The sequence below is a fragment of the Streptomyces sp. NPDC104581 genome, assembly GCF_055583685.1.
This window is the reverse complement of the sequence record NZ_JBVJNN010000015.1, coordinates 55,648-69,242: the sequence shown is the minus strand read 5'-3', so window position 1 is coordinate 69,242 and position 13,595 is coordinate 55,648. Positions and strand designations below refer to the sequence as shown.

Below are 13,595 nucleotides of genomic sequence, written 5' to 3'. Positions count from 1 at the left end.
TGTATCAGCTCTCCCCGTCCTCCCCGACAAGCTCCTCACCTGCGCAGATGGCGAGGACATCGGCCCCGAACCGCTCCAGCTTGCGGCCGCCGACGCCCGAGATCCGGGACAGCTCGCCGTCGTCGCCGGGCACGGACTCGGCGATCGCCATCAGCGTCTTGTCGGTGAACACGCAGTAGGCGGGCTGACCCAGTTGTTTCGCCTGGTCCGAACGCCACTCTCGCAGCCGCTCGTAGAGCCCCTCGTCCATGTCCGACGGGCAGCCCTCGCAGCGCATCAGCTTCATCTCGCCCGCGTCCGTCAGCGTCGTGCCGCAGACACGGCACAGCACCGGGCCGCGCCGCTTGCGCCGGCCGCGCTCGGACGCGCCGCCGCCCGCCGCGCCCGCGCCGCGCGTTCCCGGGGCGGAGGAGCCCGGTCGCAGCCCGCTCAGGAAGCGGGTGGGGCGCCGGGAGGCCCGGCCGCCGGGGGCCCGGGAGAGCGCCCACGACAGGGAGATGTGCAGCCGGGCGCGGGTGACCCCGACGTAGAGGAGCCTGCGCTCCTCCTCGACCTGTTCGTCGGTCTTGGCGTACGTGATCGGCATCATCCCCTCGGTCAGGCCGACCAGGAACACCGCGTCCCACTCCAGGCCCTTGGCCGCGTGGAGCGAGGCGAGGGTGACGCCCTGGACCGTGGGGGCGTGCTGGGCGGCGGCGCGCTCGTCCAGCTCGGTGACCAGATCACCGAGGGTCGCCTCCGGCCTGGCCCGTACGAAGTCCTCGGCGAGACGCACGAGGGCCGCCAGCGATTCCCAGCGGTCGCGCACCGCGCCGGAGCCCGTGGGCGGTTCGGTGGTCCAGCCCTTGGTGGAGAGCACGGCCCGCACCTGGGACGGCAGGTCCACCACGTCGTCCAGCAGCGAGTCGTTGCCGCCGAAGCGGGCCGCGCCGCGCAGGGCGGCTCCCGCCTCCCGTACCTCCTGGCGCTCGAAGAATCGCTCCGCGCCCCGGAGTTGGTAGGGCACCCCGGCGTCGGCGAGAGCCTGTTCGTAGACCTCCGACTGGGCGTTGATCCGGTACAGCACGGCGATCTCACCGGCCGGGACGCCCGCCGCGACGAGGTCGCGGATCCGGCGCGCGGTGCCCTCCGCCTCGGCCGGCTCGTCCGCGTACTCCGTGTAGACGGGCTCGGGGCCCGGATCGCGCTGGGAGATGAGTTCCAGCCGGTGTTCGGCGGCGCGGCCCCTGGCCTGATTCAGCAGGCCGTTGGCCAGGTGCACGACCTGGGGGGTGGAGCGGTAGTCCCGGACGAGCTTCACCATCGTCGCGCCCGGGTGGCGGGTGCGGAAGTTCAGCAGATGGTCCGGGGTGGCTCCGGTGAACGAGTAGATCGTCTGGCTGGCGTCGCCGACGACGCAGAGATTCTCCCGGTCGCCCATCCACAGTTCGAGCAGCCGCTGCTGGAGCGGGCTCACGTCCTGGTACTCGTCCACCACGAAGTGCTGGTACTGGCGGCGGATCTGGTCGGCGATGTCGTGCCGGTCCTGGAGGATGCCGACGGTGAGCAGCAGGACGTCCTCGAAGTCGATCACCGACCTGTCCCGTTTCAGCTGTTCGTACATCGCGTAGATCTGGCCGATTTCCGCGGGGTCGCGCGGGGCGTCGCGGTGGGACTTGGCGACCGCCGCCGGATAGTCGCCGGGCACGGTCTGGGTGACCTTGGCCCACTCGATCTCGCCGGTGACGTCCCTCAACTCGTTGCGGTCGAGCCGGATCCGGCAGCGCGCGGCCGACTCCGCGACCAGCTGGACCTTGCGTTCGAGCAGCCGGGGCAGCTCACCGCCGACCACCTTGGGCCAGAAGTACTGGAGCTGGCGCAGCGCCGCCGAGTGGAACGTACGCGCCTGGACGCCGCCCGCGCCCAGCTGGCGCAGCCGCCCGCGCATCTCCCCCGCCGCCCGGTTGGTGAAGGTGACGGCGAGGACGCTGGCGGGCTGGAGGATGCCGGCCCGCACGCCGTACGCGATGCGGTGGGTGATGGCCCGCGTCTTGCCCGTGCCGGCGCCGGCCAGCACACACACCGGACCGTGCAGCGCCGTCGCGACCTCGCGCTGCTCGGGGTCGAGCCCGTCGAGCACCGCGTCGGCGTCGCGCGGCGGTTCCACGAACTGGCTGCCGTCGGGATCCTGCGGGAAGAGTGAGGAGTGCGTTGCTGCTGTCACCCCGCCATGCTGCCAGGTCCGGTGAGGCCGGTGCGGCGGTTGTCCACAGGGGAGTCACGTCGGTCGTACAAGTACGGGAATGGTGACCAGGTCACGTACGTTCTTCTGTCAGCGAAGACTTTCCGAGCCTGCCAGAGGAGCGCGAGAAGACATGCCGGGGACCGTGACGATGTACAGCACCACGTGGTGCGGCTACTGCCGTCGGCTCAAGGGCCAGATGGACCGCGAAGGCATCGCGTACACCGAGATCAACATCGAGCAGGACCCGGATTCGGCGGCGTTCGTCGAGAAGGCGAACGGCGGCAACCAGACGGTCCCGACCCTGCTCTTCGCCGACGGGTCGACGTTGACGAACCCGTCCCTGGCGCAGGTCAAGCAGAAGGTCGGCGCCTGAGCGCACGTGCGGCGCGCCGCACGACGGACGAGACACCGTGGGAGCCCCCGCCGGCCGGCGGGGGCTCCCACGCGCTCATGTCAGTTCAGGGGCTTCGGCAGCGGTTTCCCATACCAGAGCTCCGTCAGACGTGCCGCGATCGAGATGCCCGTCGGGGGCAGGACCTCGCCCGCCTCGATCGCGGTCCGCAGGTCGTCGCGCGAGAACCAGCGCGCCTCCTGGATCTCGTCACCGTCCACGTTGATGTCGAAGGAGGTGGCGCGGGCCATGAAGCCCAGCATCAGGCTGGAGGGGAAGGGCCAGGGCTGGCTCGCGACGTACTCGACGGCGCCGATCGCGATGCCCGCCTCCTCGAACACCTCGCGGGCCACGGACTGTTCGATCGACTCCCCCGGCTCCACGAAGCCCGCCAGGGTCGAGAACCGCCCCTCCGGCCAGTGCACCTGACGGCCGAGGAGCGCGCGGTCCCGCTCGTCGGTGACGAGCATGATCACGGCGGGGTCGGTACGCGGGTAGTGCTCGGCGCCGCACGCGGGGCAGCGGCGGATGTGGCCGGCCGCCGCGATCACCGTGCGCTCGCCGCAGCGGGAGCAGAAGCGGTGCAGCCGCTGCCAGTTCTCCAGCGCGACGGCGTGGACCATCAGGCCCGCGTCGCGCGGGGAGAGCAGCAGCGCGGCCTCGCGGAGCCCGGCGGGGCGTGCCGACTGGTCCATGCGGCCCGGCAGCGTGTCCTTCTGGAGAGCGAAGTAGCTGACTCCGTCGGCGTCCGTACCGAGGAAGTAGCGGTGGGTCTCGGTGAGGGGCGCCTCGAAGGACGGGGTCATGACGAGTTCGGTACGGCCGTCCGGGGTGTCGTCTATCAGCGCCTGGCCGGCGGAGACCACGAAGACCCGCGTCGTCGGGTGACTCCACGCGGCGGCCAGCCACGCCTCGTCGAGGCGGTGGTGCGCGGCCCGGTCGATGCCGCTGTCGGAGGTCAGGACGATCGGCCGGTGTGCGGCGGTGTCCCCGCCGCTGGTGGTGGTGCTCACTGGTACTTCCAACTCCCCCGGATGGATGGGTGTCTGTTCAGCGGAGAGCGGCGGCGAGATCGCTCCAGAGGTAGGCGGTCGTCTCCACGCCCTTCATGAGGAGGTCGATCTCGACCTTCTCGTCGGGCGCGTGCCAGCCGTCGGACGGTACGGAGATACCCAGGAACAGCACGGGTGCGCCGAGCACGTCCTGGAGGTCGGCGGCCGGTCCCGAGCCGCCTTCGCGGGTGAAGCGGATCTTCTGCTCGAAGGCGCGGCCCATGGCGCGGACGACCGACTGGAGCGCGGGATGGTCCAGCGGGGTCAGACAGGGGCGGGTGGCCGCGGCGAAGGTGGTCTTGTGGCGGACACCGGCCGGGATCCTGGCGTCGATCCAGTCACCGACGGCGCGCTCGATCCGGTCCGGGTCCTGGCCGCCGACGAGCCGGAACGACAGTTTCAGCCGGGCGGACGACGGGATGATCGTCTTGCCGCCGGGGCCCTGGTAGCCGCCTCCCATGCCGTTGACCTCGGCGGTGGGGCGGGCCCAGACGCGCTCCAGCGTGGAGTAGCCCGCCTCGCCGAGCGTGCCGTGCGACTTGGCCGTACGCAGCCACGCCTCCTCGTCGAAGGGCAGCTCGGCGATGAGCGTGCGCTCGGCGTCGGTGAGCGGGGGGACGCCGTCGTAGAAGCCGGGCACCGTGACCCGCTCGTCCTCGTCGTGCAGCGCGGCCACGAGTCGGGCGGCGACGGTGGCCGGGTTGGGCACCGCGCCGCCGAACGAGCCGGAGTGGATGTCCTGGTCGGGCCCGTACAGCTCCACCTCGCACTCGGCGAGCCCGCGCATGCCGGTGCAGACGGTGGGGGTGTCCGCGGACCACATGCCGGTGTCGGAGACGATCACCGCGTCGGCGGCGAGACGGGCGGCCCGCTGCTCGACCAGCGCGCGGAAGTGCGGGGAGCCGGACTCCTCCTCGCCCTCGACGAGCAGTTTGAGATGGACGGCGGGGTTGTCACGGCCGGTGGCCGCGAGATGCGCCCGGACGCCGAGTGTGTGGAAGAACACCTGTCCCTTGTCGTCGGCGGCGCCGCGCGCGTACAGCCGCCCGTCCCGGACGACCGGTTCGAAGGGGTCGCTCCGCCAGCCGTCCTCACGGGCGGCGGGCTGGACGTCGTGGTGGCCGTAGACCAGGACGACCGGGGCGGCCGGGTCGTCGGACGGCCACTCGGCGAAGACGGCGGGGGCGCCGGGGGTGTCCCAGATCTCCGCGACCGGGAAGCCGGTCTCGCGGAGTTTCGCGGCGAGCCAGTCGGCGCTGCGCCGTACGTCCGCGTCGTGGTCGGGCCGCGCCGATACGGACGGGATGCGCAGCCACTCGGAGAGGTCGTCGAGGAAGGCCGCGCGGTGGGACCGGATGTAGTCACGGGTGTGCGTACGGACGGCGCTGTCCGGGGTCTCGCTCATACATCGAGCCTATCCGGCTCCGGGGGTGGTCTCGTCTGCCGTTCCCCGTTCGGGACGCTGTTCCGGCACGAGCTCGCCGGGGGCGGCGGCGGAGGTCTCGTCGGCGGTGTGGTCGGTGCCGTGCCCGGTGCCGTACAGGAGGATGCGCTCCAGCCCGGCGCGGCCGGGCAGCCCCTCGGGACGCACGGCCGCACCGCTGCGCACGTAGAGGAAGGTGGCCGTGACCGCGTCCGGGGCGATGCCGTGCTGCTCGGCCCAGGCCAGTCGGTAGACGGCGAGCTGGAGCGGGTCACCGGTGCGGCCCCGGCTGGTCTTCCAGTCGACGATCTCGTACGTGACGGTGCCCGTCAGCGGGTCGGTGTCGCGGTAGACCGCGTCGATACGGCCCCGGATCACCCGGCCGGCGAGGGTGAGCTGGAAAGGCGCCTCGACGCGGTACGGCGTGCGCCGGGCGTACGGGGTGCGGTCGAAGGCCTCCTTGAGCGCCGCCAGATCACGCTCGTCGGCGATCTCCGGCTCGTCCGCGGCTCCGCCGGGCAGCTCGTCGGGACCGAGCATCGGGAGCGGCAGCTCCTCGAAGCGGGACTCCACCCAGGCGTGGAACCGGGTGCCGCGGCGCGCCGCGCGCTGCGGCGGGCGGGGCATGGGACGGGCCAGTTCCTGGGCGAACGCGTCGGGGTCGGCGGCCAGACGCAGCAGCTGGGAGGCGGACAGGGAGGGCGGTACGGGGACGTCGCGGACGCGCGCGCGGGCACGCAGGAGCTCTCCGGAGAGGGCGTCGAGGTCGCGGTCCCAGGAGGCGAGTGTGCGGCGTTCCTCGGGGGTGAGCCGCGCCTCCCCGGCCGGCGGCCGGGGACCGGGCAGCCGCGGCGGGTCCGCCCGCGCCGGTACGTCCGCCGGGTCCGCCCGGTACTCGGGGCCCTCGGCGTGCTGGGGGTGCTCGGCGTGCTCCGGATTCCCCGGCGTCGGCGGCTGCCCGCGTTCCGTCTCCCAGTCGTCCCAGTCCGCCAGGTCGTCGTGCTCCCCGTCGCCGGCGGGGCCCGGCCCGTACTCCGTCGGGTCGTACGGGTCGTACGGGTCATGGGTGTCGTCGGGGTCCTCGGGCTCCTCCGGGTCGTCGTACACACCGCCGGGGTACGCGTCGTCCGGCGGCGGGGCGTCCGGCGGCGGGGCGTCCTCCTCAAAAAGAGGCTCGTCGTAGGGCCGGTCCGTCGCCCCGGCGGAGACCGTCAGCGCGTCCAGGTGCGCCAGGACCGCGTCCGCCGCCGTACGGCGGCGGGCCAGTGAGTCCGGGTCCAGCGGCAGGGGCCACGCCCGCGCCGTATCGGCCGCGAGCAGCGCGGGGTTCTCCGCGGACTCCGGGGGCTCGTCCGCCCACACCTCGATCTCGCCGAAGCCGGCCGCGCAGTGCTCGTGGAGGGCGTGGAGGAAGTCCGAGGGGCCCCGGGCGCGCTTCTGCGTCGGCCCCCACCAGTGGCCGGAACCGAGCAGCAGCGAGCGCGGGCGGGTGAAGGTCACGTAGCCGAGGCGCAGTTCCTCCGTGTGCTGGTGGGCGCGCATCTCGTCCTTGAAGCCTCTGAGGCCACGGGCGTCCCACTCGGCGACGTCCGGGAGCGTCGGGGCGTCGCCGCGCAGGGCGTGCGGCAGGACCTTCGGCTGGGACGTCCAGGACTCGCGCGCCCTGCTGTTGGGGAACTGTCCGGTGACCAGGCCGGGGACGGCCACGACGTCCCACTCCAGCCCCTTGGACTTGTGCGCGGTCAGGACCTTCACCGTGTTCTCGCCGCCGGGCAGCGCGTTGTCCAGGCCCTTCTCGTACTGGGCCGCCGTCCTGAGGAAGGCGAGGAAGGCGAGGAGTGTGGCGTCCCCGTCGAGCGCGGCGAAGGAGGCGGCCGTGTCGAGGAAGTTGCCCAGGGTCTCGCGGCGCCGCGCGGCCAGGGCGTGGGGGGACGCCGAGAGTTCGACCTCCAGGCCGGTGGTGGCGAGGACCCGGTGCAGGACGTCCATCAGCGGGTCGGCCAGCGAGCGGCGCAGTTCGCGCAGTTCGGCCGCGAGCCGGGCGAAGCGCACACGCGCGGCGGCGGAGAACGGCAGACCGTCGTCCTTGCCTCCGGCCGACTCCAGGAACGTGTCGAGCGCGTCGGCGAGCGAGGTCACCTCGGCGGGGTCGGTGCCCTCGACCGCCGCCGCCAGTCGTTCGTCGGGATCGGCCGGTTCGTCGCTGGAGCCGTCCTTCGTACGGTGGACGAGCAGTCGGGCACGGCGGCCGAGGAGGGCCAGGTCGCGGGGGCCGATGCGCCAGCGCGGGCCGGTGAGCAGCCGTACCAGGGAGGCGTTGGCGCCGGGGTCCTGGAGGACCTCGCACATCGCCACGAGGTCGGCGACCTCCGGGAGATGGAGCAGCCCGGCCAGGCCGACGACCTCCACGGGCACGTCGCGGGCGACGAGCGCGCCCTGGATCGCGGGGAAGTCACCGGCGGTGCGGCAGAGCACCGCGATCTCGGCGGGCTCCTTGCCGGTGCGCACCAGATGCGCGATGGAGTCGGCGAGCCAGTCCAGCTCCTCGGCATGGGTACGGAGGAGGGCGCAGCGCACGATCCCGTCGCGCTCGGCGCCGGGTGCGGGCCGCAGCGCTTCGACACCTTCGTGCATGGCGCGCAGCGGCCCGGCGAGACCGTTGGCGAGGTCGAGCAGCCGGCCGCCGCTGCGGCGGTTCTCGCTGAGCGAGAAGCGGGCGGCCGGGGTGCCGTCGGCGCCCGGGAAGTGGGCGGGGAAGTCGTCCAGGTTGGCGACCGAGGCGCCGCGCCATCCGTAGATCGCCTGGCAGGGGTCGCCGACGGCCGTCACCGGATGGCCGGTGCCGGAGCCGAAGAGGCCCGACAGGAGCAGGCGTTGGGCGACCGACGTGTCCTGGTACTCGTCGAGCAGCACGACCCGGAACTCGTCGCGCAGGATGCGGCCGACCTCGGGCCTGGTCAGGGCCAGTTCGGCCGAGAGGGCGATCTGGTCGCCGAAGTCGAGCAGGTCGCGGGCGCTCTTGGCCGCGCGGTAGCGCCCCACCAGATCGAGCAGTTCGCGGCGGGCGCCGGCGGTCTCGGGCACCTTGCGCAGGTCGGCGTTGCCGAGCCGGACGCCTTCGAGGACGCCGAGCAGTTCGCTGTCGTACGCGGCGAGTGCACCGGTGGGCACGAGATGCTCGGCCAGTTCGGCGTCGAGCGCCAGCAGATCGCTGACCAGGGCGGGGAACGACCGGGTCAGTGCGGGGTACGGGCCAGGGGCCTCCTTCAGCACCCGCGCGGCGAGTTGGTAGCGCGTGGCGTCCGCCAGCAGCCTGGCTGTCGGCTCCAGCCCGATCCGCAGCCCGTGGTCGGTGAGGAGCTGTCCGGCGAAGGCGTGGTAGGTGGAGATGCGGGGCTCGCCCGGCGGGTTCTCCTGGTCGAGCAGATCGGGGTCGGTCACCCCGGCCCGTACGAGCGCCTTGCGCACCCGCTCGGCCAGTTCGCCCGCCGCCTTGTTGGTGAAGGTGAGGCCGAGGACCTGCTCGGGGGCCACCTGGCCGGTGCCCACGAGCCACACGACGCGCGCGGCCATCACCGTCGTCTTGCCGGAGCCCGCGCCGGCCACGATCACCTGCGGGGCGGGCGGTGCGGTGATGCACGCCGTCTGCTCCGGGGTGAACGGAATGCCGAGGAGTTCGTTGAGCTGCGCGGGGTCGGTGATACGAGCGGACACTTCAGAGAGGCTATCGGGGACCACTGACAGGAGAACGCCGGACAGATCCGGCGGAACGGGACGTCACGGGTGTCGGGTGCCGGACGTCACCGTCGTCGGTGGTCCCCGCGCTTCGGGTCCGGGGCGGTTACCGCTGGACGTCCCGCAGGTCGACGACGTCGGCGGCGGGCGGCGCGGTCGCGCTGACGGGTACTCCGAAGTCCCGGAAGAGGACGGTGCCGGGATCCGCGCCGCCCTCGCTGACCGACTTCAGCAGGTACGGGGCACCTTCGGCCGCGACGAACGTCGTGTTCGTCACTCCGTCCTGCCGCTTCACCAGAGTGACCGCCTTCCGGCCGTCGACCTCGGCGGCGGCGCCCCGGGTCAGCCCGTCCGCCCCGGCGGTGTCGAGCCGGCCGAGCATCGCGTCCAGATCGCAGGCGCCGCCCAGCGCGCGCCCGGCGGCGTCCTCGCCCGCCGGAATCCTGAGCCACTTGCCCCGGAGCAGTTCGGCCAACCCGTCGGCGCTGCCGGTTCCGGCGCTCGGGTCGTCGGGGCCGGCGGTCGGGTCGGTGGTCCGGCCGGGATCGGTGGTCGGGCCGGTGCTCCCGCCGTCCGGTCTCCCGCCGGCGCCGACAGCCCGCCAGAACTCGTCGTCGCCCTTGAGATACGTGACGCCGTCCATCACCGTGAACTCGGCCTCGCTGTCGTCGCGGCGCAGACCTCCCGTGCAGGTGCCCCGCTCGTCCAGCGAGAAATCGACCTTGAGGACGCGGCCGTCCTTGGTGCCCTCCGCCGTCAGCCGCAGGGACTTGGCGCCCTTGGTCGCGGCCAGGGCCTCCTGGGCGATGCGCGCGGCGTCGAGGCCCGCGAACGGCCCCGCGGACGGCGCTCCCGTCGAGGGCGCCGCCTGCTTCGCGGCGGCCCCGGCGGCGTCCGTGCCCGGCGCCACCTCGGTGGCGCCGCCGGTGGAGCAACTCGCCAGAGCGGCCACCGTGACCGCGCTCATCAGCGCGGGCGTCAGGAACTTCCGTTGGATCGCGGTCATCTGTCGTCTCTCCTCGCACATCTGGCACATCCGCCACGTCGGGCGCGGTCCGGCACGTCCCGGGGACCGTGCCGCCTGACGTGCCGTTCCCCTTCCGGCCGGGTGGGGAGCCGCGAAGGGTGCATGTGCACGAGGGGATTCATACGGGAGGGGCACTCACTCCACGATCTGCCGGCCCTCCGGCCGGGCGCTGCACGAGGCGCGGAACGAGCAGTGCGCGCAGTGCTGGCCGGTGCTCGGTGTGAAGCGTTCGTCCAGCACGCGCCCGGCCGCCGTCGCGAGCAGATCGCCGACCCACTCGCCCGCGAGCGGCTCCTGCGCCTGGATCCTGGGCAGGTCGTCGCCGCCCTCCTTCTTGGGGGCCGCCTGCCGCAGCTGTACGAGTTCGGCGCCGCCCGCCTCCGGCCGCCGCCCGTCGAAGACCTCGTCCACCGCGCCCTCCCCCACCGCGAGCTGGTACACGGCGAGCTGCGGGTGGTGCGCGACCTCCTCCTTGGTAGGAGCCGCCTTCCCGGTCTTGAAGTCGACGACGTAGGCACGCCCCTGGGCATCCCGCTCCACACGGTCCATGGAGCCCCGGATGCGCACCTCGTAGGAACCGGCCTCAAGGGTGACGTCGAAGGCGTGCTCGGTGGCCGCCGGTGTGCGCCCGACGCGGTCCATCACGTGCCACCGCAGGAAGCGTTCCAGGGCCACACGCGCGTGCTGCTTCTCCTGCTGGGACTTCCAGGGCGCGTCGAAGGCGAGCGAGTCCCAGACGGAGTCCAGCCGCTCCATGAGGACGGCGAGATCGGCGGGGGTACGGCCGGAGGCCACCTCGTCGGCCAGGACATGGACGACGTTGCCGAAGCCCTGGGCGGCGGTGGGCAGTTCGTCCGCCTTGACCTCCCGCCCCAGGAACCACTGGAGCGCGCAGGTGTTGGCGAGCTGGTCCAGCGCGCTGCCGGAGAGCGCGACGGGCTGGTCCCTGTCGCGCAGGGGCACGGCGCTGTGCGTCGGCTCGTACAGGCCCCACCAGCGGTGCGGGTGAGCGGCGGGGACCAGCGGCTGGCCCTCCTCGTCGCTGAGGGCGGCGAGCCGGGCGAGCCGGCGGGCCGCGGCGTCGCGCAGCGCGGGCGCCGCCTGGGGGTCGACGGTCGTGGCGCGCAGCTCGGCGACGAGCGCGGCGACGGCGAGCGGACGGCGTGGCCGGCCGGAGACGTCCTTGGGGTCGGCGCCCAGTTCGGTGAGGAAGCGGGACGGCTGGTCGCCGTCGTCGGCGGGCGCCCTGACCGCCGTGACGACGAGCCGTTCGCGGGCGCGGGTCGCCGCCACGTAGAAGAGGCGGCGTTCCTCCGTGAGGAGGGCGCCGGGAGTGAGGGGTTCGGCCAGACCGTCCCGGCCGATCCTGTCCGCCTCCAGAAGAGAGCCGCGCCGGCGGAGGTCGGGCCACAGCCCCTCCTGGACCCCCGCGACGACGACGAGCCGCCATTCGAGACCCTTGGAGCGGTGCGCGGTCATAAGACGGACGGCGTCGGGCCGTACGGTCCTGCCGCCGAGCGTGTCGGCGGCGATGTCCTGCGCGTCGATCTCCTCAAGGAAGTTGAGGGCGCCGCGCCCGCCGGTGCGTTCCTCGGCCCGCGCGGCGGCGTCGAACAGGGCGCACACGGCGTCCAGGTCACGGTCCGCGTTACGGCCTGCGGCGCCGCCCCGCAGGGCGGAGCGCTCCAGCCGGGCCGGCCAGGGCGTGCCGTCCCACAGCTCCCACAGCGCCTCCTCCGCGGTGCCGCCGCCCGCCAGCAGATCACGCGCCTTGGCGAGCAGCGCGCCGAGCCGCTGCGCGCCGCGCGCGTGGGCGGGGTCGTGTGTGACGAGGCGCTGCGGTTCGGCGAGGGCGCGTGCCAGCAGCGTGTCGGAGGGCGGCGGTACCCGGTTGCCCGCGGCCCGCTCCTCGTCGCGCAGCGCCCGGCCGAGGCGGCGGAGGTCGGCGGCGTCCATACCGCCGAGGGGCGAGGTGAGCAGGGTGAGCGCGGTCTCGACGTCGAGCCAGTCGCTCTCGCCCCCGGGGAGGGCGCCGGCCGCGACGGCGCCGGCGTCCTCCGCCGGGTCCTCGCCCACGCCCCCCGACGCGGCACCGGCCCCGGCTTCACCCCGGATCTCACCCCCGGCCCCGTCCCCGGCTTCCGGCTCCGGCTCGCCGTGCGCCGGCCTCACCGCCGCCGTCGCGACCGCGCGCAGCGCCGTCAGCAGCGGGGACACCGCCGGTTCATGACGCAGCGGCACGTCGTCGCCGTCGATCTCCAGGGGAACGCCCGCCGAGGTCAGGGCCCGCCGCACGGCGGGGATGGTCCGGCCGCCGGCCCGTACCAGCACCGCCATCTCACTCCACGGCACGCCCTCTTCAAGATGCGCGCGCCGCAGGATGTCGGCGATGTTCTCCAGCTCGGTCGAGGCGGTCGGGTAGGTGTACGTCTCGACGCGGCCGCCCTCGCGGACCGCCGCCAGCTCGCGGTGCGCCCGCACCTTCCCGGCCGGGAGCCGGTTGAGCGGCATCCGGCGGGTGAGCAGCCGGGTCGCGGCGAGCAGGCCCGCCCCGGAGCGCCGGGAGGTCGTCAGGACCTCCACCGGGGCCGGACGGCCGTCGGCGCGCGGGAAGGCCTCGGGGAAGTCGAGGATGCCGTTCACGTCGGCGCCCCGGAACGCGTAGATCGACTGGTCGGGGTCGCCGAAGGCGACCAGCGTCCGGCCGTGCCCGGCGAGCGCCCTGAGCAGCCGGACCTGCGCCGGGTCGGTGTCCTGGTACTCGTCGACGAAGACCGCGTCGTACCGGTCGGCCAGCCGCTCGGCGATCTCCGGCCGTTCCGCGAGGAGCACGGCGCGGTGCACCAGTTCCGCGTAGTCCAGGACGCCCTGCATGTCCAGGACGTCGAGGTACTCGGCGAGGAAGGACGCCGCCGCCGTCCAGTCGGGGCGCCCGGTGCGCCGCGCGAAGACGGACAGGGAGTCCGGTCCGAGCCCCAGCTCCCTGCTGCGGGCGAGCACCGCTCGCACCTCGTCGGCGAACCCGCGCGTGGTGAGGCAGGCGCGCAGCTCGTCGGGCCAGCGGATGTGCGCCAGCCCTTCGCGCTCCAGGTCGAGCTGGCCGGCGAGGAGTTCCCGTACGGCGACGTCCTGCTCGGGGCCCGACAGCAGCCGCAGCGGCTCCGTGAAGAGGTCGGCCTCCTGGTGGGCGCGGATCAGGGCGTAACAGAATGAGTGGAACGTGGTCGCCTGCGGCCCCTGCGCACCGCCCAGCCGGACCGCCGTACGGTCGCGCAGTTCCACCGCCGCCTTGCGGCTGAAGGTGAGGACGAGCATCCGTTCCGGATCGAGGCCGCGCGCGACCCGCGCGGCGACACTCTCGACCAGCGTGGTCGTTTTCCCGGTACCGGGACCGGCCAGGACGAGCAGCGGTCCCCGGTCGTGGTCAACCACCGGACGTTGGGCTGCGTCCAGCACAGGGGGGTCCACCGGAGCCGGCGTCGTACGCACCAGTCGGTACGCACCGGAGGTCCGCTGCCGTACGCGACGGTGCGGGGTACGTCCGGTGAAGGAGGAGGAGCTCACGTGGATCGCCGGTCCTGGAGGGGGTGCTGGTGTTGACGGGGCCTTCTGGGGTGTCTGTGCCGCGAGCTGACGAGGCTACGCCGTGGGACGGCGTGGACGCGGGGAGTCCGCCCGATGGTCCGGCGGCCTTCACGGTCTTCACGGTCCGCACGGGCACCGTGGTCGCGGCAGTCGTCCAG

7 protein-coding genes are annotated in these 13,595 nt (G+C 73.6%); 1 reads left to right on the top strand and 6 read right to left on the bottom strand.

Annotated features, from left to right (window positions below; genetic code table 11):
- Positions 1–4 precede the first annotated feature (4 nt).
- The gene (locus ACZ61E_RS14925) at positions 5–2,203 is read right to left on the bottom strand and encodes an ATP-dependent DNA helicase UvrD2 (protein ID WP_469700048.1); all 2,199 of its coding nucleotides are present in this window, start codon (positions 2,201–2,203) and stop codon (positions 5–7) included.
- Positions 2,204–2,354: 151 nt separating this feature from the next.
- On the opposite strand from ACZ61E_RS14925, the gene ACZ61E_RS14920 reads away from it, so the two are divergent.
- Positions 2,355–2,597 carry a mycoredoxin gene (locus tag ACZ61E_RS14920; RefSeq protein WP_364651091.1) on the top strand — a complete coding sequence of 81 codons (243 nt, stop codon included), beginning with the start codon at positions 2,355–2,357 and terminating at the stop codon, positions 2,595–2,597.
- 80 nt (positions 2,598–2,677) lie between these two features.
- Here ACZ61E_RS14920 and nudC read toward each other — a convergent pair whose 3' ends face one another.
- The 5 genes from nudC to ACZ61E_RS14895 form a co-directional block, all read right to left on the bottom strand.
- Positions 2,678–3,628: an NAD(+) diphosphatase gene (nudC, locus tag ACZ61E_RS14915; protein ID WP_469700047.1), complete on the bottom strand. Its 951-nt coding sequence runs from the start codon at positions 3,626–3,628 to the stop codon at positions 2,678–2,680.
- Between the two features lie 37 nt (positions 3,629–3,665).
- Positions 3,666–5,072, bottom strand: coding sequence for a dipeptidase (locus tag ACZ61E_RS14910; RefSeq protein WP_469700046.1), 1,407 nt, complete (start codon positions 5,070–5,072; stop codon positions 3,666–3,668).
- Positions 5,073–5,081: 9 nt separating this feature from the next.
- Entirely contained in the window at positions 5,082–8,804 is a 3,723-nt protein-coding gene (locus ACZ61E_RS14905) for a UvrD-helicase domain-containing protein (RefSeq protein WP_469700045.1), read from the bottom strand.
- Positions 8,805–8,931: 127 nt separating this feature from the next.
- Positions 8,932–9,831, bottom strand: a complete 900-nt coding sequence (locus ACZ61E_RS14900) for a hypothetical protein (RefSeq protein WP_469700044.1) — start codon at positions 9,829–9,831, stop codon at positions 8,932–8,934.
- Between the two features lie 156 nt (positions 9,832–9,987).
- A complete protein-coding gene (locus tag ACZ61E_RS14895; protein WP_469700043.1) occupies positions 9,988–13,416 on the bottom strand; it encodes an ATP-dependent helicase in 3,429 nt (1,142 codons plus the stop codon).
- Positions 13,417–13,595: the final 179 nt, after the last annotated feature.